Origin of the sequence: Lysinibacillus sp. CNPSo 3705 (assembly GCF_028674935.1) — a bacterium.
Lineage (GTDB): Bacteria > Bacillota > Bacilli > Bacillales_A > Planococcaceae > Lysinibacillus.
In genome coordinates this window covers 1-23,188 of the sequence record NZ_JAQZSD010000055.1, presented here as the reverse complement: position 1 = coordinate 23,188, position 23,188 = coordinate 1, and the positions used below count along the sequence as shown (strand labels likewise).

Here is a 23,188-nt window from a genome sequence, read left to right as displayed (position 1 = left end):
CCGATTCCGGACGCAATTATGCCGAGGCATAATGGATATAGATTATTAACAGGAGGAGAAAAGGACATGACATTGCGTATTGTATCAGGACGTTCAGGAACGGGTAAATCAACGTTTATTCATCAAGAGATTGTCGAGCAACTAAAAACAGATCCGTTAGGTCATCCAATTTTTGTGATTGTACCTGACCAAATGTCTTATTCAACGGAGTATGAGCTGACGAATAAGCATGACTTGAAAGGCTTAATCCGTGCGCAGGTCATGACATTTAAACGATTAGCATGGTTAGTATTACAGGAAACGGGCGGTATTGCTCGAAAAGAAGTAAATGGCTATGGCTATCGAATGCTTATTCGCAAACTTTTAGAGGAACAAAAAAGTGAGTTTTCATTATTTCGACAAGCAGCTGGGAAACGAGGCTTTACGGAGGAAATTGAAACGCTATTACGAGAGTTTAGTCGTTATAGTGTAAATAGTTCGGTGTTAGCTGAAGTGACCGCGTCTTTGCAGGCCATTGATGCGCCAAATACATTGCAAGCGAAGACGAATGATTTACAAGTAGTTTTGCAAGCTTTGGAGGAACGACTTGGCACAACATATGTCGATAGTGAGGGGTATTATCCGATTTTAACCGAGCAACTAAAATACTCCGAGACGATGAAGCAGGCGTCAATTTATATAGATGGTTTTACAGCATTTACGGTAAGAGAATTAGAGCTTGTAAAAGAGTTATTAAAGGTGACAAAACAGGTAACGGTAGTTCTTCCCTTTGACCATATCGATGAAGTTTATGATGAGCAATCTTTATTCCATGAAGCCGCTTCTACGAACCAACGTTTACACGATATTGCATATGAAGAAGGCATTGAAGTTGAAGCACCATTGCACTTCTATCATACGTATCGTTTCCAGTCTAGTGATTTACAGCATATGGAAGCTCGCTTTGCTGATATGGTGCCTCAAACGAAAGAAACTTCAGGTGATGTTATGGTACTAGAAGCATCTAATCGACGTGCGGAGATACATGCCATTGCCCGGGAAATAACAAAGTTGACGAGAGAGAACGGGTATCGTTATCAAGATATAGTACTTCTTTATAGACAAGCAGAAGTCTATGACCCGCTCATCACAACAATTTTCCAACAATATGAAATTCCTATTTTTACGAATTCGAAAAAGACGATGTTGCATCACCCTTTAATTGAACTTAGTCGATCTGCTTTAGAGGTTCATACTTCCAATTGGAAGTATGAACCGGTTTTTCGGAGTGTGAAAACAGATCTATTTTTCCCGTTACATGCTGAATTAAATGTTTGGCGTGAGCGAGCGGATCGTTTAGAAAACTACTGTTTAGCACATGGCGTCTTTGGGGAGCGCTGGTTTGAAGAAGCTCGATGGTTTTTCAAAAAGTATCGTGGACTAGAATTCCATTCACGAGTGCAGACGGATGAAGAACGTGCCATGCAGGCAGAAATCGAGGCTATTCGCGACGAAATTCGTCAGCCGCTTCAATCATTACAGGACAAGCTGGAAGTAGCTACAACCGGTAGAGATGTAGCGACAGCTTTATATGAGTTGATTGAGCATTTAAATGTTTATGAAAAGCTTCAAGCAATGAAAGACCGTGAACTTGATCAAGGCGATGCATTAGCTGCAAGTGAGCATGATCAAGCGTGGAAAGAATGGATTGCAGTGCTCGATCAGTTTGTGTATATGTTTGGTGAGCAGGAGATGTCCGTAGAGGAAGCGGCGAAAATCTTAGATGAGGGTTTTGATACATTAGAATTTTCGCGTATCCCGCCTACATTAGATGAAGTTATGGTAGCGACAGTTGATTTAGCTCGTTTATCGAATATAAAAGTCGCTTTTGTCTTAGGAATGAATGATGGAGTCTATCCAACTCGTATGGATTATGAGGGATTGCTGTCAGATAACGAACGTGAATGGTTTATTCAAATTGGCTATGAACTGGCGCCAACATCAAAAAATCGTTTACTGCAGGAAAATTTCTTGCTATATCGAGCTTTAACGACACCTTCCGATAAATTATATATGTCCTATCCAACGGCAGATGAAGAGGGCAAGGCGCTACTGTCTTCGCTCTATATAAAGAAAATTATCGGCAATGATAAAAGGGCAGGCCTTTTGAGTGGTGTCGAGGTCGAGCGAGTTGTAATCGATCCAATTGAACTATTGGACGAAAGTGCATTACCGTATTTACGCCATCCACGTACAGCTTTAGCACATTTAATGGTGCAAAAACGCCAAGCTGAACATAGTCGAGAACTAGCGCCAGAGTGGCTTGCTTTACAAAAGTTTTATAAACAGGACCCTTATTGGGCACTTATTTATGATCGAGTTTTACATCCGATCACTCATAAAAATGAAGCAGAGCCATTAGAAAACCACATCACTCAGGAATTATATGGTCAAAAGCTAACATCTAGCGTGTCTCGTATTGAGAAATATTTCCGCTGTCCATTCTCTCATTTTACTACGTATGGACTTCATCTAGAAGAGCGGGCAGAGTACAGACTAGAAACATTTGCAATGGGTGATTTATTCCATGAGGCATTGAAATGGATAACTGAAGAGACACACCGTCTGCAACTATCATGGATACGTTTATCAAAGCAGCAAATTAAACAATTAGCACGCCAAGCTGTCGAGCAAATTGTGCCGGTATTTTCACATCAAATCTTACTGTCAAGCGCACGTTATCGCTACATTCAACGCAAACTTATTCGTATTGTCGAGCGAACAATGACGGCACTTACGCAGCATGCGAATGTATCTCATTTTAAGCCAATTGCCATTGAGGCATCATTTGGACCGGGGCAAAATGAACAGCTTCCTCCACTTGAAATAGATTTAACAGGTGGTAAGAAAATGTTTATGCGAGGTCGTATTGATAGGGTCGATAGTGCATCTATTGATGACCGCTCTTATTTGCGAATCGTCGATTATAAATCATCCGCTCGTGATTTAGATTTGAATGAGGTGTACCACGGTTTGTCTCTACAAGTACTAACGTATTTAGATGTGGCGATGGAAAACGCTTCTTATTGGCTACCAGGGGAGGCGGAGCCAGCTGGGGTTCTTTATGTACATGTCCACAATCCAATGCTGAAGCTTGATAAGGATTTAAGTGATAGTGAAATTGAAGAAGACCGTTTAAAACAATACAAAATGAAAGGTCTTTTGTCAGAAAATGCGGAGGCCATTTTATCGATGGATGAGCAATTAGAGGAATCGAGTGGACATTCAAAAATTATTCCTGTCTATATGAAGAAAGATGGGACACCTTCAGAATCTCAGTCGCGTATAGTACCTGTTAATGATATGAAAAATCTACAGCATTTTGTACGGCGCAAGCATCAAGAGGCTGGTGATGGAATTTTAGCAGGAGATACGTCCATTAGTCCTTATAAACTTAAAACAAAAACAGCATGTGATTACTGTCAATTTACAGCTGTTTGTCAATTCGACCCATCTGATGGCAAGCAAAGCTATCGTCAATTACAGCAAGCAAAACCGAATGATATCGTTGAGAAAATTCGGAAGGAGATGAAGTAAGTTGGTACAAAAAATACCCGAAAAGCCAGCGGAAGTAACGTGGACTGACGACCAATGGAAGGCCATCTATGCAAGCGGTCAGGATACACTTGTATCGGCTGCGGCAGGCTCTGGTAAAACGGCAGTACTTATTAATCGCATGATTGAAAAGGTAGTTGCGATAGAAGATCCCATCAACGTGGATGAATTACTTGTCGTTACATTTACAAATGCATCTGCTGCTGAGATGCGTCACCGTATGGCGGAGGCGCTTGAAAAGGCTATTGCAGAAAATCCAACTTCCAACCATTTACGACGCCAGCTAAGCCTTGTCAATAAAGCACAAATTTCAACGCTACATTCTTTCTGTCTAGCAATCGTTAAACAATATGCCTATATGTTAGATATTGACCCAGGCTTTCGTATAGCGAATGAGGCAGAGGTTGCGTTGCTAAGGGACGATATATTGGCAGAAGTATTAGAAGATGCTTACGATTCTGAGGATGAGGCACAAGTTCAAGCAATCTACCACCTCGTTGATAGCTTTACGTCGGATCGTGATGATCAAGCTATTGAAACATTAATAAGCAAGCTATATGATACGTCTCGTGTACATGCAGAGCCTCTAAAATGGCTTCGTAGTCTACCAGAGACATATGACTTAGCAGCGGACGTAACCATTGATGATTTAGAGCTGTCGAAATATGTGAAGTTAACAGTCAAGCATAGTCTTGAGGAGGCATTCGTTTTAATTTCTGAAATGCGTGCTATTACATTACAGCCCGAGGGACCGGCGCCATATGCTGAAACCGCAGAAATGGATTTTGCGATGATTCAGGAAGGTATTCGTATTAGTCGTGAAGGAACGTGGCAGGAACTCTTTGATTATTTTGGTACGGTGAAATGGTCAACATTAAAGCGTGTATCAAAGGATGCTTTAGTAGATGTAGAGTTACAAGAGCTTGCCAAGAAAAAACGTGAGTCAGCTAAAAAAATTGTCAATAAGCTGAAAGAGACTTATTTTGTTCGTACTCCTGCACGCTTGCTTGAAGAAATACGATTAATGGGTCCAACGATCGGAACATTAGTCGAATTAACAAATATTTTTAGTGAACGGTTCCGCATGGCAAAATTAGAACGAGGAATTATTGATTTCTCGGATTTAGAGCATTTCGCATTGCAAATTTTAACTGTAGAAGTTGAAGGTAAATTACAGTCTTCACCTGTTGCACTAGATTTGAAACAACGGTTTAAAGAAGTACTTGTTGATGAATATCAAGATACAAATATGCTCCAAGAAACAATATTGCAGCTTGTGAAAACAGGTAGTGAGCAAGATGGAAATCTATTCATGGTTGGGGACGTGAAGCAAAGTATTTACCGTTTCCGTTTAGCAGAACCGAAGCTTTTTATGCGAAAGTATAGTGAGTTTCTAGAGGCCCCAGATTTAACGGGAATGCGGATAGATTTAAATGCTAATTTTCGTAGTCGAAAAGAAGTGTTGAACGCTACAAACTATGTATTTGCACAAATAATGGGTGAGCGTGTAGGGGAAATTCTTTATGATGAAAATGCTTCATTAAAGCCAGCAGCGCCGTATGATGATAAAGAAGTTCCGGTAGAGCTAGTTATCATGCATCCTCCTGAAGAAGAGGCATTGGACGAAGAGGCGGAAGACATTGCAAGCGATGCCTCTGAACTAGAGGAATTAAAAAAATCACAGTATGAGGCACGTTTTATCATTGAGCGTATTCGGCAGATGATGGAGGATGGGACAACCGTATTCGATACAAAAACGAAGACAGAACGTCCATTAAAATATAGTGATATTGTGATTTTAATGCGTTCAATGACATGGTCAACAGATTTAGTGGAGGAATTTAAGCTTGCGGGAATCCCTCTCTATGCGGAGTCCGCTAAAGGATATTTTGATGCGCTTGAAGTCATGATTATGCTGAATGTACTAAAGGTTGTCGATAATCCATATCAGGACATTCCTTTAGCTTCAGTGCTACGTGCACCATTTGTTGGCTTAACAGAAAATGAGCTAGCAAAAATACGGTTAGCAGATAAAAAAGCACCATTTTATGATGCATTAAGGCAATTTATTCGAAGTGATGGGCATGGTGTGCATTCAGATACTTTTGTCAAGCTTCAACGATTTATGCTAGCATTTGAAAACTGGCGAGATTTAGCACGACGTGGTTCACTGTCAGATTTAATTTGGAAAATTTATTTAGACACGCATTATTATGAGATGGTTGGTGCTATGCCAAATGGTAAGCAACGTCAGGCCAACTTACGCATTTTACATGATCGTGCTTTAATGTATGAGAAAACAGCCTTTCGAGGACTATTTCGCTTTTTACGTTTTATTGATCGTATGCGTACGCGTGGAGATGATTTAGGAACAGCTAAATCGATTGGAGAAAAGGATGATGTTGTGCGTCTTGTTACGATCCACTCTTCAAAAGGTTTGGAATACCCTGTTGTCTTTGTTGCAGGGATGGGGAGACCGTTTAATAAAATGGATTTCCACAATCCATATTTATTCGATCAAGATTTTGGCCTTGCCGTGAAGGCAATTGATCCAGAAAATCGTATTACGTATACATCGCTACCATTTTTAGCGCTAAAGGAGAAAAAGGAGCTTGAAATGCGGGCTGAGGAAATGCGTGTATTATACGTAGCGATGACACGTGCAAAGGAGCGACTTATTTTAGTAGGCTCCGTAAAAAATTGGCGTAAGACGCTCGAAAACTGGCAGGATGCTCAAAGTTTACCTATGGATGCCCCATTACAAGAGTATTTACGTGCGCGGGCTAATAGCTACTTTGATTGGCTTGGGCCAGCAGTTGCGAGACATGCAGATTTTGCAAAAATTGCTTCTTCTTCCTATAAGGCATCTGAAGACATATCGCATTGGTGGGTAAGAGCTGTTGAAACAAGCCATTTTGCGTATGACATACAGGTGTTAGAGGATGAGGTACAGCCATTGCTAGCAACGCCAGAGGACGAAGCCTTGCTGTCGGAAATTACGAAGCGTTTTCAAGCACATTATGCATTTCAGACATCAACACAAAAACGTTCAAAAATATCTGTAAGTGAAATAAAGCGTTTAGAAAATTTACAGCGACAGGAGGAGCCTGAATATTACTTTTCAGTACCTTCTAAGCAAAAAACGACGACTATTGCGCCCCGTCCAACCTTTTTACAGGACAAACAGCTAACAGGTGCAGAAATAGGAACAGCAGTCCATACAGTCATGCAACATGTACCTCAAAACGGCTTTACGGATGTCCAGGAGGTTAAAGACTTTGTCGCTAATTTAGTGGCAAGACAGCTTCTGACCGAGGCGGAGGGGAAGATTGTCCCATGGAAAAAAATATATAATTTCTTTGCAACAGATATTGGACAACGCTTTAAAAAAGCAAAAACAATCCGAAGAGAACTGCCATTTACGATTAGTAGAGTAGATGAAGATGGCGACGCTCAAATTGTGCAAGGGATTATTGATTGCTTATTTGAGGATGAGAATGGTGAATGGATTTTGCTTGATTATAAAACAGATCGCATTCAATCACATTTTGCTGAGGAGCCAGCCCTAACAAAGGAACTTTTAGGCCGATATGGCGTTCAGCTGAGAGTTTATAGTGAGGCGATTGAATCTATCCTTCATATCAAAGTGAGTGATAAAGTTCTATATTTATTCGATATTGAACGGGCTTTACATGCATAAGTGAACAGGTGTAACAGGGCAATCTGCTATAATTTCATATAAAGGAATGAATGTTAGAGAGCTCTGTTTTCGCCGTATACATAGAGGAGGCTATTTTGTGGAGTTAAAACCGACAATGTTGCAGGAGCGCGTCGCAACATTAGATATTTTGCGAGGTATTAGCTTACTAGGCATTTTACTCGTTAATATGTTTGCCTTTTATTTGCCGATGCCATATATTGATTTGGCATCATGGTTTACAACACCATCTGATATAGTGTGGCAGCAAAATTTAGATATTTATGTACAAAGTAGTTTTTATCCGCTGTTTGCCATGTTATTTGGCTATGGGCTTGCTATGCAGTGGCAGAAAGCGCAAAGTCGTGATCAAAATTTTTATGCAATAGGACTGCGAAGACTTTCTGTATTATTTGTATTTGGTTTGCTCCATGCTGTGCTCATTTGGTGGGGCGACATTTTGATGATGTATGCATTTTGCGGCATTTTTTTATTGCTTTTACTACGTCTTCACCCTATTTGGTTATTGTCAATAGGTATTGTGATTAACGGCGTTATGCAAGTTTTTATGTTATTCATTGTAGGATATATTAATTTTAATATGAAAATTGATGAGTATTTAGATATTACTTCGGTAGAGCAGGCGATAACTTCTTACGGAACGGGCAGTTGGATGGATGCATTTATGCAACGTTTAACCGATTTATCTGTTCAGGCGGGGATCGGCATGTGGTTTGTAGCGTTATTTACAATTTTACCATTTATGTTAATGGGTGCCGCGGCATCTAAATGGCATTTAGTGGAACGAGCAAAGGAGCTAAAATGGCTTTGGCTAGCATTAGCAATAGCTGGATTAGCAATTGGCATTGTTATTAAGAGCTTACCAGTCATGTTTACGCGTACTTATTTGCTAGACTACTTGAAAGTTTACATAGGCGGTCCAATTTTAGCAGTTGGCTATACGGGGCTCATTGTTTTACTTTGTTTACTTCCAGTTATACCAAAGCTGCTTAGTCCTTTTGCAAAAATAGGGCGCATGTCATTAACGATGTACATACTTCAATCAATCATTGGAACATGTTTATTTTATCAATTTGGATTTGGCTGGTATGGAAAAGTGAGCGTCGCAACAGGTGTGTTAATTGCAGTCGGTATTATTATTGTCCAAATGATTGTGGCAGAAATTTGCCTAGCGAAATGGCAACAAGGCCCGTTAGAGGCTTTATGGCGCAAGTTAACATATAAAGCGAAAACTAAAGTAAGTTAATTGTATTCAGCGTGTCGGCAACATATAGTTAATGAATACGTCTTGTATAATAAGAATAATTAATCGTGACTTGGCTCATTATTAAAAGTTGGGATAGCATTTGTTAAAACGTATGTTATGTATATAAGTTGATTGTAGTGGAGGATGGGCGACTCCTTGGGGATCAGCGTCACAGATGAGACCCTGGAGCGAGCAACGCGAGTGAAGCGGCTCATCGGACGCCCCCAGGAAAGCGCCCATCCGGAACGGAAATCAACCCACGTTATGGTGATGAGCCCACGATTTAATAGGAATAAAAATAATTGTCGCAAAAGTAAGGCAATTCCTATAATATTGTTGTATTATGTAGAAAAAAGAAGGAGCTCTGAAAATCATGAAAATTTTATCGTTTAAATTAGGTGGACATGTAAGTTTTGGACCAAAAGTAAAAAAAGAAGAAGCGGTATGGGATGTACTCGCTATTCAAAATGAACTTCAAGTTCTCCCTTCTTTTTCAAGTTCAATTGTAGATGGCATTGCTCTAGGCTTTGATTTTGTTGAACAGATTCGTAAATTAGTAGAAGCCGCTGAAAAATCAGACCGTGCAGAAAGTTTCAAACGTGAATTTACAGTAATTGAGTGGTTATCACCGATTCCACGTACACCAAAAAACATTATGTGTATTGGGAAAAACTATGATGAACATGCTAAAGAAATGGGGGCAGAGGCAGCTCCAATAGACTTAATGGTATTTACAAAATCTCCGACTGCTATTGCAGCTGATGGCCAAACAATTTCTATTCATGCTGATCTTTCATCGAAAATGGATTATGAAGGCGAATTAGCAGTTGTCATTGGTAAACGAGGTAAAAATATTCCGAAAAACTTAGCCTATGATTATGTATTTGGCTACACGATTGCCAATGATATAACAGCTCGTGATTTACAAGAAAAACATAAGCAATTCTTCTTAGGAAAAAGCTTGGAAGGAACTTGTCCACTTGGACCTTACCTTGTAACAAAAGATGAAATTCCGAATCCACAAGATTTAACAGTGGTAACAAAAGTGAATGATGAAGTGCGTCAAAACGGCTCAACAAAAGATATGATGTTCACTGTAGAATCATTAGTATCGATTTTATCTCAGCATGTAACATTAGAGCCAGGTGATGTTATTTTAACGGGTACTCCAGCAGGTGTAGGCAAAGGCATGAATCCGCCACAATTTTTAAAAGCTGGGGATACTGTGAAAGTGTCTATCCAGGGCATCGGTACGTTAGTAAATCATTTTGAATAATATTCCAAATCCGCGTGAGTTTACCTCAGCGGATTTTTAACTTCTTTTCGGCATTGTTGATCTGTAGCGACAGCACAATTATGCCTCGGCGTAATTGTTTTATATTACATGAACACTATTGTAATGTTTGAAACCCTTTCCATCACATGGTAGGATAGAGTTTGATAGAAAAAAGAATATGAGGTGGGAAAATAATGAATTTCTTAACTAGCCAAACGCATTTGCATATTACTACTTGGGTAGTTGCAATCGTAATCTTTTTAATTGCGGCATTAATGGGCAAGCAGTCAAAAGGCTTACATATGACATTACGTTTATTCTACATTTTAATTATCATTACTGGTGGGGCACTATTCTTCAAATACCAAGCTAATGATCCAATGCAATATGGTCTTAAGTTCTTAGGTGGTATTTTAGTTATTGGTATGATGGAAATGGTATTAGTTCGTCAAAAGAAAAATAAACCAAATGGTCTGTTTTGGATTTTATTTGCAGTATTCTTATTCATTACATTGTATTTAGGCTTCAAACTGCCAATAGGGCAAAATTTCTTAGCATAATTATTTGGAAAGGTCGTGAAGATTTCGCTTCACGGCTTTTTATTTTGGAGAGAAGATGAAATTGGTTAGGTAGTAGCGCTTGGGGAGGTCAGAAAACTATCAGGTTAGCCGAAGAAATGCTCATGTAACTCGAAAAATTGCTCGGGTCCTGCTACCAAGTCGATAAACTGTATTCGAAGGAGAAGTTGACACCTTTTTGTCGTAATTAATTTTGCATTTTCGGAAAATATTTTTAAATGATAGCGACGTGCCTATTTTATTTGGTAAAATGACGATGGATTGGTTTGAAAGAGAGGGATTAAAAGTGAAATTCAAGAAGTGGATAAGTGCGACAGCTGCATCGCTTTTACTAGCAACTTCATTAGTGAGTGCTACACCAATTGCGTATGCTGATGAAGCATCGACAAGAACAATTGCAGAAGAAAGCATCTATGATTTACTCGTTGACCGTTTCTTTAATGGTTCGGGCACTAACGATTTTGATACAAATACGCAAGACCCTACTAAGTTTGCAGGAGGCGATTTTGTAGGCTTACAGGAAAAACTAAAATTTATCGGAGAGATGGGCTTTACAATCGTTTCTATTGGGCCGATTTTTGCCACTGAGAAATATGATGGATCGATGCCGACGAGCTACTCTACAATTGAGCGTCATTTTGGTACATCTGAGGAATTCCAAAGTGTCATTGAGGCCTATAAAGCTAAAAATGTATCGATCATGGTTGATTTCCCACTAAACAATGTAAGTCCGAATCATGAGTGGGCAAAAGATCCAGCGAAAAAAGATTGGATTGCTTCAACAAATAATGGACAAGTACAGTGGGACTTAACAAACAAAGATGTACAAGAAGCACTTATTAAATCAGCAACAGATTTTGTCTCTACATATAATGTTGGTGGGCTACGTTTAACAAATATTGCTGGGATTGATACAGGATTTATCAATGAAGTGATTAAAGCATTAAAAGATTCGAAAAAATCGCTCTATGTCATTTCGAATGAAGAAAGTGATGCAAACTTTGATGCAAGTATTTCACCGGCTACGGCTGATATTTATCGTAATATATTTAAAAATGTGGATATGGATTCTTCTAAGTTGATGGAACCTTTTACGGGTGAAAAGCCAACTCAGATTATGGTCGATTCCCTAGAAACGCGTCGTTTCACATTTGATTCTGCAACAGAAAATATGTTCCCACCAACGCGTTTGAAAATGGCGATGGGTGCTTTATTTATGATGCCAGGAATTCCAGTTGTGCAATATGGTACAGAAATTGCGATGAACGGGGAAACAAAGCCAGATACACATCAAATTTTTAACTTTAAAACAGATGATGAATTAATCGAATATATTAAAAATGTTCAATCGTTACGTAATAAATCTGAGACATTACGCAACGGTGATTTTGATGTTATTACAAATGAAAATGGCCTGCTTGTATTTACACGTACATCCGATAAAGAAAAATGGGTCATCATGGTTAACAACACTAGTAAAACACAACGCGTTGATTTAACACCTGCTCAGCTTGGGGAAGGTAAAATGTTAAATGGTATTATCCATCAAGAAAAAGTCCGTATTAATGAAAAAGACGTGTATCCGGTTATTTTAAATCGTGAAATGGTAGAGATTTATCAAGTTAGAGATGATGAAGGATTAAATGTACCTTATATGGTAGCACTAGGATTAGTATGGGTTATATTCATAGCATTTGTGGTTGTTATTATTAGACGAGGTAAAGTACGTCGTAATGAGCAAGATGCTCAATCATAAAGGGTGCTTCATCCCTTCATTTACAGGTAGTTACTACAAAATAAAATGACAGACCCCCTCAACACTTTTTAAGTGCGGAGGGGGTTTTTGTTAAGCTTGATAGCTTTTATTCGTAAAGAAGATTGCAATTGTTCCGGGTCCAACGTGTGAGCCGATTGCTGAGCCAATCATTGTTACTTGAATGGCTTTTGGTGAAAATCTTTTTTGGATAGAAGCCTTTACTTCGTTGGCAAAGTCCACATCATCACTATGACTAATACCAACAATTTTATCGGAAAAATCATCGCCGCGTTCTTGCATTAAATCTAACATGCGAGCGATGGCTTTTTTGCGCCCGCGAGATTTTTCAATCGGCACAAGCTTCCCGTCCTCTACATTTAAAATTGGTTTAATGCTTAGGAGCCCTCCAAGAAATGCGCTTGCCTTTGATACACGCCCACCTTTAGCAAGGTAATCTAAATCCTCAACCGTAAATAAGTGTTCCATTTGTGGGGTAAGAGCTGTGATTTTTGCTTCGATTTCTTCCAATAAAGCACCTGTATTTCGAAGTCGAACCGCTTCTTCGACTACTAGGCCAAAACCAAGTGAAGCACATTTAGAATCGATAATAGCTAATTTAAGGGAGGGATATTGCTCCTGCACTTGATTGCGAATCATGACCGCCGTATTATAGGTGCCTGATAATTCCGATGAAAAGGCAATATAAATCCCTTCCTCTTCATTCTTTGCTAGATTTTCGAAATGGTTGAGAAAAATCTCAGGTGATACTTGGGATGTTTTTGGGTGAGCACCTTGACGAATAGCATCGTAAATTTCTTTGGAATCAATTGAAACGACATCATCATATTCATTATTGTTCAATTGCACGCGTAGTGGAAGAAGTTCAACATTGTTTTCTTCATAGTAAGACTTTGGTAAATCGCATCCACTATCAGTAAAAATTTTCATCATTTGTCCCCCTAATTTAATATTCTATATGAGAAGTTTTCAAATACCTATACTACATAACAGGTGAACAAGTGTCGAGCTTTCACTTTCCACTCTATGTTTCTCAAAACTATTTCGAATGAAATATTATATAGATATATTATCATATCGAGTTTCAGTATAATTGCAACATAGGATGTTTAACTTTATTCAATAAGTACTCAGCGAATAAAGAGTACTCTTGAATAAAGTTAAACAGAAAAAAATAGGGTATTTATTTTCAAATTACTACTTAACTAGGTTAATTTCAAGCGATCGATGAGTATTTTAGCGATGCCATCGTCATTATTGGTTGTAGTAATTTCATTGGCAATATTTTTTAATGCAGGAATGCCATTGCCCATTGCTACACCGATGCCTGCATAATCGATCATTTCTAAATCGTTATCTTCATCACCGAATGCAATAATACGCTCGCGTGGGATTCCTAAATCTTTTGCTACATGAGCGATTCCTACTGCTTTATTTAAGCCACGGCGAACAATTTCAATAATGTGAAGCGGTGCACCCCAACGACGATGTTCGATGACCTCTGCATGAACAGCCTGTAAATGATCACGAATAATCGTGGAATTTACATCATTCGCTTGAATTAGTAAACTAGTTGGGTCATCAAGTAAATGAGTATAGAGATCTCCAAGAGTAATTTTTGGATTCCCCATATTAAAAATATTTAATATCCGTTCATCTTCTGTATGCACATAAATATCGTCCTTAATTTCAGCAATGATATTTTCGTATTCATAGCTCTTAATGGAATCGACGACATCATGCACTACACCTAAATCAATAGGAGTATGCATAGTTTGCCAAGCAGCATTTTTTGGGTGGTGGACGTAAGCACCATTAAAATTCACGATGGGCGTTGTAAGGCCAAGCTCGTGATAGTAAATATCACTCGCACGATAAGGACGACCTGTAGCAATCATCACTTGATGGCCTTGTTCTTTTGCCTGCAATAATGTTTTTTTAGTTTTTGTTGAAATTTGTTGTTGGTCCGTTAATAACGTACCATCTAAGTCCAAAACGATTAAATGCGGTTTCATAGCTTATTGCCCCTTTCCTATAATTTGAATAGTATCTCTTTGTCATCCATTCGTCAAAATTTTGTCACAGTGAGAAAAGTTTGCTAACATAAAGATGAGACAAAAATTGGGAGTGACAAAGATGATTGTTGAAAAAGAATTGTGGGGAAATATTCCTTTATTACATATACATACGGCAAGTATGAATGAAGAAACCCCGGTAGTGATTTTTTTACATGGCTTTATGAGTGCAAAAGAACATAACTTACATTATGCATACCAATTAGTAGGCAGGGGGGTGCGTGTCCTATTACCAGATGCAAAATTACATGGCGACCGTAGTGAAGGTCTATCTGAGATGAAAATGAGCTTACATTTTTGGGATATCGTTTTAAATTCTATTCATGAAGTTGAACAATTATATAATGAATTAAAGAATAAAAAATTATTACTGAATGATAAAATTGGCGTTGCTGGTACATCGATGGGTGGAATAGTAACATCAGGTTGTTTAAAGCGTTATGACTGGATTAATACAGCAGCAGTATGTATGGGTGCGCCAGGGTTTCTTAAATTAGCGGAGTATCAATTACAGCAATTCGCTAAAAGCGGTGTAAAATTGCCAATGTCCGAAGAAGAAGTACAACAAACGAATGAGCTTCTTGCTAAATATGATGTCAGTCTAACACCAGAAAAATTCGCAGGAAGACCTGTGTTATTTTGGCATGGGGAATTAGATAAAACCGTTCCTTTTAATGAAACGTATAATTTTTATTTATCTTTACGCAAATACTATGAACAAAATCCAGAAGACTTAAAATTTTTAGCAAATAAAAGAGCGGGCCATGCTGTGTCACGAGACGGTATGTTAGCAGCAACTGAATGGCTTGCACAGCATTTGGCATAATAAGATGCATCTGCTATGATTAAGTTAACACTGTGACGGAAGGAGAAATACAGATGGATCAAGATATGAAAGACAGCATGTTAGGTGCATTAGAAAATGTAATTGACCCTGAGCTTGGTATTGATATCGTCAACTTAGGTTTAGTATATGATGTAGAGTTAGATGAAGAAGGTGTAGCAACTGTTACAATGACATTAACTTCTATGGGTTGCCCGCTAGGACCTGTTATTGTTGATCAAGTGAATACAGCTTTAGGTGAGCTTCCAGAGGTAAAAAGTACAAATGTCAACATTGTATGGAATCCACCTTGGTCAAAAGATAAAATGTCACGCTATGCAAAAATGGCATTAGGTGTACGCTAAGTCCACATAAAGCAGATAAAAAATCTCCGCTTGCAACAGTAAGCGGGGATTTTTGCATCAAAAAACCATTGTGCTAATCAAAATAGGGCTCTTCGGCAAAACGAGGGGTTGATTTCCGTTCCGGCTGGGCGCTTTGTAGCTGACGCTTCGCTTTCGCACAGAGCAAAGCTTCCTGGTGGCGTCCGGTGAGCCGCTTCACTCGCTTTGTGATCTGATCCCTGAGGAGTCGCCCAGTCTGAACTCCAATCAACTGAATCACATGATGTACGTTTTAACAAAATAACACCCAACTTTTTAGTTTTATCGGAACACTTTTAGGAATTATCGCCCAACTTTTAAATTTTATCGATAAACTTTCACGTTTTATCACCCAACTTTTCATTTTTATCGACATCCACCTTCCAAAGAGCAAATACACAACTTTAACAAAAAGGTTTCGTCTGCCGAAAACGAAGTGTCAGCGGCAACAATATACAATTACATCACTGCTATAAGTTGTTCCGAAATTTATAAAAGTTCTACGCTATCGCTGATTGGAGTTCCAGGCTACTCGACGCTCGCCCACAGGAAAGCGAGTAGCCTGGAACGGAAATCTCCCTCATAATATACACAACGATTTCCTTGACCATTATAAAAAATCCCCGCTTACAACTCATAAGCGGGGATTTTGCGTATAACGATTTAATCAATACGACATATTTGTAACGGACAATTCTCACAGGCAATTTCATCCTTTAAAAATTGTAAATCGTGAATGGTAATATAACCTTTTTCGAAGGATATAATATTTCGCTTCTTTAAGTCATTAAGCATGCGATTAATCATTTCGCGACTCGTCGCACATAAATTAGCGATTTCTGTATTTGTTAATGGGAGGTCAATATAAATAGTGTCATTTTCTAAAGGCTTACCATAAGTATTTGAAAGGCGGATGAGTGTTGAAAATAAAGCGCCCTTTTTACCATTTAAAACTAAATCGCGCAAACGACTTTGATGTTTTAAATTTTCTGTTTGCAACCATTTCATATATTCCACCATTAAATTAGGTTGTTCCACTAGTAAAAGTTCCAATGATTCACGGCTTAGTACAAATAAACTAGAGGGTTCTAAAACTTTAGCAGTCATAGAATTATACGTAAGTTTACAAAATAATGAGCCTTCTCCAATAATACTATCTGGACCACAAATACGAATGGTTAATTCCTTCCCATTCTCTGTTTCCTGGCTAATCGAGATAGCTCCTGTTTTTATATAATAAATTTCTTGCGCACGTTCGCCCTCTAAAAAAATTTTACTATCCTTATTTACTTTAATAAAAACACCGTGCTTTTGAAAAAGATCATGAAATTTTTCTTGTATATAATCCATTATAACCATATTTCCAACACATCGCTTTCTTTTTGTAAAAGATGTCTAATTATTACAAAAGGATGGTGAACAATTTCGATACTAAATCTAAGAAACATACTTTTATTATAACGTAATTTTCCAGTTATAAGGGAAGAAATTTTAGGGCTAATTCTTTGCGGAGGTTTGTCGTGTGTTGTAAAATAAAGTTAGTCAAAAAAGGTCAAACATTTTTTGTGAAACAGAATGGCAAACGAGATTCCGCTTAACATTATTGAAAAGGAGTGCTAAATATGCAATTTCAACAAACAGATGACAAAAAACCATTAGAAAAATTTGGACGTAATTTAATAGATGAAGTAAAAAACGGTAAAATGGATCCGGTAATCGGACGTGATGAAGAAATTCGAAATGTCATTCGTATATTAACACGTAAAACGAAAAATAACCCTGTTTTAATAGGTGAGCCGGGGGTTGGTAAAACAGCAATTGTAGAAGGGTTAGCCCAACGTATCGTAAAGGGTGATGTGCCTGATGGGTTAAAGGATTGCATATTGTATGAGTTAGATATGAGTGCTTTGATAGCAGGTGCTAGTTATCGTGGACAATTTGAAGAGCGCTTAAAAGGTGTTTTAAAAGAGGTAAAAGACTCCGAGGGGCGCATCATTTTATTTATCGATGAAATTCATACAATTGTTGGTGCAGGTAAAACAGATGGTGCGATGGACGCTGGGAATATGCTGAAGCCAATGCTTGCACGAGGTGAGCTACATTGTATCGGGGCTACAACATTAGACGAATACCGTATGTATATTGAAAAGGATCCTGCTTTAGAGCGTCGTTTTCAACAAGTGCTTGTACGGGAGCCATCTATTGAAGATACCGTTTCCATATTACGAGGCTTGAAAGAGCGCTTTGAGTTACATCATGCAGTACGTATTCATGACCGTGCGATTGTAGCGGCAGCAGAGCTTTCAAATCGTTATATTACAGAGCGTTTCCTGCCAGATAAGGCCATCGATTTAATCGATGAAGCATGTGCGATGATTCGAACAGAAATAGATTCCATGCCACAGGAGTTGGATGCAGTAACGCGCCGTATTATGCAGCTCGAAATTGAGGAGCAAGCGTTACGTAAAGAAAAGGACGAGGCAAGTAAAAAACGTTTAGAGCAACTCAGTGAGGAATTAACAAAGCTGAAAGAATCCTCAGAGGGCATGCGTAAACAATGGGAAACAGAAAAAGAAGCGTTACACGGCATTCAGAAAAAACGTGAAAAACTTGATAAATACCGTCGTGACTTAGATGAAGCAGAGAGTAAATATGATTTAAATAAAGCTGCTGAACTACGACATGGTAAAATTCCTACACTTGAAAAGGAAATTCAAGAGATGGAAAAACAATTAGAGAATGGTACGGAATCACGTATTTTACGTGAAGAGGTAACAGCTGATGAAATCGCATCTATCGTTTCACGCTGGACGGGGATACCAGTGACGAAATTAGTAGAAGGTGAGCGTGAAAAATTATTGCGCTTAAAAGATACATTGCATGAGCGTGTAGTCGGACAAGATAATGCTGTACAGCTTGTTACAGAAGCGGTATGGCGTGCTAGAGCTGGTATTAAAGACCCGCATCGACCAATTGGTAGCTTTTTATTCCTAGGGCCAACAGGTGTTGGTAAAACAGAGCTTGCAAAGGCACTAGCGGCACAGCTGTTTGATTCTGAGGATCATTTTATTCGCATTGATATGAGTGAATATATGGAAAAACATAGTGTATCACGTCTTGTAGGGGCACCTCCAGGCTATATTGGCTATGAAGAGGGTGGTCAATTAACAGAAGCAGTTCGTCGAAATCCATATTCAGTAGTGTTATTAGATGAAATTGAAAAAGCCCATCCTGATGTTGCAAATATTTTACTGCAAATATTAGATGATGGACGCATTACGGATAGCCAAGGTCGTATGGTCAACTTTACGAACACAGTGATCATTTTAACTTCTAACATTGGCTCAAGCTATTTAATGGAAGCGAAGGAAGACGATGTTGCAGTTGAGGATTTAGTGATGGCTGCACTGCGTCAACACTTTAAACCAGAGCTGTTAAATCGTATGGATGATATTATTATGTTCCATGCATTATCAGATGAACACTTTACTGCGATTGCTTGGAAATATGTCGAACAGCTTGTCAAACGAGTGGCTGAGCAAGACATTACTTTACAAGTAGAACAACATGTAATTGACTGGGTTGTAGAACAAGGAGCAGATGCTCAGTTTGGCGCTAGACCACTAAAACGCTTCGTGCAACGCTATATTGAAACTGCGGTTGCAAAAGAATTGCTTCGAGGTGAAGTATTACCAGGTGAAACATTGCACATTAGAATGCATGATGGTCATTGCATAGTTGAAAAATAACAAAAAAACCTGTTCCGCATTGAGCGAAACAGGTTTTTTCTAGTTGAATTAATGATTGTCTGCAGCTTCTGGAGTTGACTCGTTTGGAATAACTGCTCCGATGATGAAAACAAGAATTGTAAATACAACTGATGTGACAACAGCAGTTTGGAAATCAAAATCAACACCAAGTACAGAGCTTACTACGTAGTTTAACATTGAAACTAGTAGGAATGACCATATGAATGTTACGATATATTGCATTAATTTCACCTCAACCGAACTTTTTTATATCATTATCATATCATAACATAAATCGAAAAAAAAAAAACCTTTTCTGTGAAACATGGCGAATTTGTCACAACGATAATTCTAATTTGTACTTTCATGCAATTTCATTGGAATGGCGAAATTCGAAGACGTTGTAAATGCTGATGCTAGAGAGAGTCCTTGGTTGTTTGAATGTGGAAAAATAATCGATTGGTTCATGCCTACTTTCGATTTCCAGTTTCACCACGAAGTGTATCTTTTCTTAGATTCTACATTAATGGCAGGTAATAATTATTATCATTGTTTTAATGCGTGAAGAAGTTATAGAGAAAAGTTTTAGGAAAAAGTGGTTCATACTCGCTGCCATTTTATTTTATGGTGAGCGTATGGTTATCTTTTATTTAAACTAATGTTGAGTTTTAAGGTATCTCATAGCGAATTGGGTCATCTGTATGGGTCATTTTTTTGATTTGAAACTTTTTTACATATCATTCGTAGTATAACTAGACAATTCGAATTGATAGAACTGAAAAAAGGGAGAAATAAAATTTTGAACCATTGAATGAAACAATTACTTTTTGTGATTTACTTTATTACCATTGCGGATGCGTATTACTCAACGTTGTTTATTGAACCGAAAGCACCACCGCAACATCAGACCATTAAAGCGTCAGCCATTACGTTCATACAACTACGGTAGCAAACCTAACAAAAAGAAATGTACAACACGTCGTTTGAAATCTTCCGTAGTGCAACACACCAAGCAATGTCTTCAGAGCATAAAATGTTCCAAAGAGAAGATGATCCTTAACGACCTATTAGAGCATAGATTGGACATACGCAGATTCATGCGAGAGCCACCTTTCATCTTTTTACGCTATCGACTTTTACGTTGTTGATAATTTATCTATTAACAAGGCTAAAGCTGCAGATTTATTGCAGCTTTTTTTTGCATTAACCGCCATTTTTAATTTTTTTCAGCAGCTTCACTTATTCCCAAAAGTAATGCTTTTTCTTGCATGATTTCCGGTGCGGATGGGTGATTCTCTAAAACATATCGGGTGCCCCAAGTCGGAACGGAAATGACCCCCACGTTAGTAATAAGGGACGTTAAATTTAATTCATCTTGCACCAATACTTCATTATGAGTTATAATTATGACCAGTTACTAATAATTGATAGTAAGAAAGCAGAGGGGTTGCTAAATGAACGCTGGTATTATAGGAATTGGCAAATACGTTCCGGAGAAGGTCGTTACAAATTTTGATTTAGAAAAAATGATGGACACTTCGGATGAATGGATTCGAACTCGTACAGGGATTGAAGAACGCCGTTTTGCTGCAGATGACCAAGAAACTTCAGATTTGGCAGTAGCTGCTGCAAAAGAGGCTATTGCAAAAGCAGGTATTACACCAGAGGAAATAGGCTTAATACTTGTAGCAACAGTAACACAAGATCAAAATTTTCCAAGTGTAGCATGTATGGTTCAAGAGCAAATTGGAGCAGTTAATGCGGCTGCGATGGACCAAGCGGCTGCTTGTTCAGGATTTATATATAGTTTAGTCACAGCAAAGCAATTTGTAGAATCAAATGCTTATAAATATGTCTTAGTAGTAGGTGTTGAAAAACTATCGAAAGTACTTGATTGGGAAGACCGAAATACCGCTGTGTTATTCGGTGACGGTGCAAGTGCAGCAGTCGTTGGTCCGGTATCAGAAGGTAGAGGTATTTTATCATTTGAGCTTGGTGCAGACGGTACAGGTGGAAAGAATTTGTACTTAACACAGCAGGACACAATCGCTATGAATGGCCGTGAAGTATTTAAGTTTGCAGTTCGTCAAATGGGTGAATCTGCAGTAAACGTATTAGAAAAAGCAGGTTTAACAAAAGAAGACGTAGATTTTTTAGTGCCGCATCAGGCGAATATTCGAATTATGGAATCTGCTCGTGAGCGTCTAGAACTACCACCGGAAAAAATGTCGAAAACGATTCATAAATATGGGAATACGTCGGCAGCGTCTATTGGTATTTCCTTGGTAGATGAGCTTGAGGCAGGTAAAATTAAAGATGATGATTTATTAGTACTTGTTGGATTTGGCGGTGGCTTAACATGGGGTGCCGTTACAATTAGATGGGGAAAATAAAAAACGAAAAATGCTTGAGGGGAGTAAGACAATGAGTAAACGACGAGTAGTAATTACAGGAATTGGCGCAGTTACACCACTAGGGAATAGCATCGAAGAAACATGGACTAACATTAAAGCAGGAAAATCTGGCATTGGCGAGTTAACTCGTTTAAATAAAGATCTTTTCGCAGCGAAAATTGCCGCTGAAGTGAAAGACTTCAATATTGAAAAGTATATTGAACGTAAGGAAGCTCGTAAAATGGATCGCTTTACACAGTATGCCTTAGCAGCGTCTATCATGGCGATGGAAGATGCACAATTAACAATCGATGAAGAACTAGCACCACGAGCAGGTGTCTGGATTGGCTCAGGAATCGGTGGTATGGAAACATATGAACAGCAATTTTTAACATTCCAAGAGCGCGGAGCAAGACGTGTAAGTCCATTTTTTATTCCAATGATGATTCCAGATATGGCTTCAGGTCAAGTGTCGATACATTTGGGGGCAAAGGGCATTAATTCTTGTTCAGTAACTGCTTGTGCTTCAGGTACAAACTCCATTGGGGATGCTTTTAAAGTAATTGAGCGTGGCGATGCAGATGTTATGATTTCTGGTGGTGCAGAGTCGCCAATCGTGACAATGGCAGTAGCAGGCTTCTGCGCAAATACTGCATTATCTTTAAATACAGATCCAGAAACAGCTTGCCGTCCATTCGATAAGAATCGCGATGGCTTCATCATCGGTGAAGGTGCGGGTATTGTTATTTTGGAAGAGTATGAGCACGCAAAAGCACGCGGTGCAAAAATCTACGCAGAAGTTCTTGGCTATGGTGCTACAGGAGATGCACATCATATTACCGCTCCAGCTCCAGAAGGAGAAGGTGCTTCTCGTGCAATGATGCAAGCTTTAACTGATGGCGGCGTAGAAGCTTCACAAGTAGACTATATTAACGCACATGGAACAAGTACACCATATAACGATTTATTTGAAACACAGGCAGTAAAAACAGTCTTTGGTGAACATGCCTATAATCTTGCAATGAGTTCTACAAAATCAATGACAGGTCACTTATTAGGTGCAGCTGGTGGTGTTGAAGCTATTTTCACAGCGCTCGCACTTAAAGAAGGCATTTTACCACCGACAATTAATTTAACAGAGCCAGATCCAGATTGTGATTTAGATTATGTACCGAATGAAGCTCGAAAAGCAGAGATTAAATATGCTATGAGTAACTCACTTGGATTTGGTGGACACAACGCTAGTCTACTATTCAAAAAAATTGAGGAATAATTAAGTAAAACTATAATCAGTGGGGTTTCATCTCCCACTGATTTTTATAGTTCACCATTCGGGCTTTTACAGGCAGTTAATTAAGGTGTCATCATATTAAATAAAGTAAGGCTTTTCCGCAAAACGAGGGGTTGATTTCCGTTCCGACTGGGCGCTTTCCTGGGGGCGTCCGATGAGCCGCTTCACTCGCGGTGCTCGCTCCAGGGCCTCGGGCCAACACGATGTTGGTCACGAAGGCGTTATCACAGGATGTGATGCTTTTAGCCTTCGTTCCTCTATCGCTGATCCCCAAGGAGTCGCCCAGTC

Annotated in this window: 15 protein-coding genes; 11 read left to right on the top strand and 4 right to left on the bottom strand. The window is 38.8% G+C overall.

The window, feature by feature from the left end; translation table 11 throughout:
- Positions 1–66 precede the first annotated feature (66 nt).
- The 6 genes from addB to PVA17_RS19110 all read left to right on the top strand — a co-directional run bounded on the left by addB (position 67) and on the right by PVA17_RS19110 (position 12,168).
- Positions 67–3,576, top strand: coding sequence for a helicase-exonuclease AddAB subunit AddB (gene addB / locus PVA17_RS19135; RefSeq protein ID WP_274068601.1), 3,510 nt, complete (start codon positions 67–69; stop codon positions 3,574–3,576).
- A 1-nt stretch (position 3,577) separates the two neighbouring features.
- Positions 3,578–7,294, top strand: a complete 3,717-nt coding sequence (gene addA / locus PVA17_RS19130) for a helicase-exonuclease AddAB subunit AddA (RefSeq protein WP_274068600.1) — start codon at positions 3,578–3,580, stop codon at positions 7,292–7,294.
- Positions 7,295–7,391: 97 nt separating this feature from the next.
- On the top strand, positions 7,392–8,558 hold the full coding sequence (locus PVA17_RS19125) for a DUF418 domain-containing protein (protein WP_132363971.1): 1,167 nt from the start codon (positions 7,392–7,394) through the stop codon (positions 8,556–8,558).
- A gap of 373 nt (positions 8,559–8,931) precedes the next feature.
- Positions 8,932–9,834, top strand: a complete 903-nt coding sequence (locus tag PVA17_RS19120) for a fumarylacetoacetate hydrolase family protein (protein WP_132363969.1) — start codon at positions 8,932–8,934, stop codon at positions 9,832–9,834.
- Between the two features lie 194 nt (positions 9,835–10,028).
- Entirely contained in the window at positions 10,029–10,394 is a 366-nt protein-coding gene (locus tag PVA17_RS19115) for a YisL family protein (RefSeq protein ID WP_132363967.1), read from the top strand.
- A 304-nt stretch (positions 10,395–10,698) separates the two neighbouring features.
- Complete coding sequence (locus PVA17_RS19110; protein ID WP_274068599.1) at positions 10,699–12,168, top strand: alpha-amylase family glycosyl hydrolase; 1,470 nt, start codon at positions 10,699–10,701, stop codon at positions 12,166–12,168.
- A 90-nt stretch (positions 12,169–12,258) separates the two neighbouring features.
- Here PVA17_RS19110 and PVA17_RS19105 read toward each other — a convergent pair whose 3' ends face one another.
- Both PVA17_RS19105 and PVA17_RS19100 read right to left on the bottom strand, forming a co-directional pair.
- Entirely contained in the window at positions 12,259–13,116 is an 858-nt protein-coding gene (locus PVA17_RS19105) for a DegV family protein (protein WP_274068607.1), read from the bottom strand.
- A gap of 275 nt (positions 13,117–13,391) precedes the next feature.
- On the bottom strand, positions 13,392–14,201 hold the full coding sequence (locus PVA17_RS19100) for a Cof-type HAD-IIB family hydrolase (protein ID WP_132363963.1): 810 nt from the start codon (positions 14,199–14,201) through the stop codon (positions 13,392–13,394).
- A 121-nt stretch (positions 14,202–14,322) separates the two neighbouring features.
- On the opposite strand from PVA17_RS19100, the gene PVA17_RS19095 reads away from it, so the two are divergent.
- Positions 14,323–15,087, top strand: coding sequence for a prolyl oligopeptidase family serine peptidase (locus tag PVA17_RS19095; RefSeq protein WP_132363961.1), 765 nt, complete (start codon positions 14,323–14,325; stop codon positions 15,085–15,087).
- A gap of 53 nt (positions 15,088–15,140) precedes the next feature.
- On the top strand, positions 15,141–15,449 hold the full coding sequence (locus tag PVA17_RS19090; protein ID WP_100545611.1) for a metal-sulfur cluster assembly factor: 309 nt from the start codon (positions 15,141–15,143) through the stop codon (positions 15,447–15,449).
- 681 nt (positions 15,450–16,130) lie between these two features.
- Here PVA17_RS19090 and PVA17_RS19085 read toward each other — a convergent pair.
- Entirely contained in the window at positions 16,131–16,817 is a 687-nt protein-coding gene (locus tag PVA17_RS19085; protein ID WP_132363957.1) for a Crp/Fnr family transcriptional regulator, read from the bottom strand.
- Positions 16,818–17,089: 272 nt separating this feature from the next.
- Here PVA17_RS19085 and PVA17_RS19080 point away from each other — a divergent pair, with 272 nt between their 5' ends.
- A complete protein-coding gene (locus PVA17_RS19080; protein ID WP_274068598.1) occupies positions 17,090–19,216 on the top strand; it encodes an ATP-dependent Clp protease ATP-binding subunit in 2,127 nt (708 codons plus the stop codon).
- A 48-nt stretch (positions 19,217–19,264) separates the two neighbouring features.
- Here PVA17_RS19080 and PVA17_RS19075 read toward each other — a convergent pair whose 3' ends face one another.
- The gene (locus PVA17_RS19075; protein ID WP_132363953.1) at positions 19,265–19,459 is read right to left on the bottom strand and encodes a YjzD family protein; all 195 of its coding nucleotides are present in this window, start codon (positions 19,457–19,459) and stop codon (positions 19,265–19,267) included.
- A gap of 1,211 nt (positions 19,460–20,670) precedes the next feature.
- Between PVA17_RS19075 and PVA17_RS19070 the strand changes: the two genes are divergently transcribed.
- A complete protein-coding gene (locus tag PVA17_RS19070; RefSeq protein WP_132363951.1) occupies positions 20,671–21,609 on the top strand; it encodes a beta-ketoacyl-ACP synthase III in 939 nt (312 codons plus the stop codon).
- 31 nt (positions 21,610–21,640) lie between these two features.
- On the top strand, positions 21,641–22,882 hold the full coding sequence (fabF, locus tag PVA17_RS19065) for a beta-ketoacyl-ACP synthase II (protein WP_248717950.1): 1,242 nt from the start codon (positions 21,641–21,643) through the stop codon (positions 22,880–22,882).
- The last annotated feature ends 306 nt before the right edge of the window (positions 22,883–23,188 follow it).

Bases quoted from the DNA above. Each gene is read 5' to 3' on its own strand.
- PVA17_RS19080 (WP_274068598.1), top strand. From the start codon at position 17,090: ATGCAATTTCAACAAACAGATGACAAAAAACCATTAGAAAAATTTGGA.
- PVA17_RS19115 (WP_132363967.1), top strand. From the start codon at position 10,029: ATGAATTTCTTAACTAGCCAAACGCATTTGCATATTACTACTTGGGTA.
- PVA17_RS19105 (WP_274068607.1), bottom strand. From the start codon at position 13,116: ATGAAAATTTTTACTGATAGTGGATGCGATTTACCAAAGTCTTACTAT.
- PVA17_RS19120 (WP_132363969.1), top strand. From the start codon at position 8,932: ATGAAAATTTTATCGTTTAAATTAGGTGGACATGTAAGTTTTGGACCA.
- PVA17_RS19070 (WP_132363951.1), top strand. From the start codon at position 20,671: ATGAACGCTGGTATTATAGGAATTGGCAAATACGTTCCGGAGAAGGTC.
- PVA17_RS19090 (WP_100545611.1), top strand. From the start codon at position 15,141: ATGGATCAAGATATGAAAGACAGCATGTTAGGTGCATTAGAAAATGTA.
- addB (WP_274068601.1), top strand. From the start codon at position 67: ATGACATTGCGTATTGTATCAGGACGTTCAGGAACGGGTAAATCAACG.
- fabF (WP_248717950.1), top strand. From the start codon at position 21,641: ATGAGTAAACGACGAGTAGTAATTACAGGAATTGGCGCAGTTACACCA.
- PVA17_RS19075 (WP_132363953.1), bottom strand. From the start codon at position 19,459: ATGCAATATATCGTAACATTCATATGGTCATTCCTACTAGTTTCAATG.
- PVA17_RS19095 (WP_132363961.1), top strand. From the start codon at position 14,323: ATGATTGTTGAAAAAGAATTGTGGGGAAATATTCCTTTATTACATATA.
- PVA17_RS19100 (WP_132363963.1), bottom strand. From the start codon at position 14,201: ATGAAACCGCATTTAATCGTTTTGGACTTAGATGGTACGTTATTAACG.
- PVA17_RS19085 (WP_132363957.1), bottom strand. From the start codon at position 16,817: ATGGATTATATACAAGAAAAATTTCATGATCTTTTTCAAAAGCACGGT.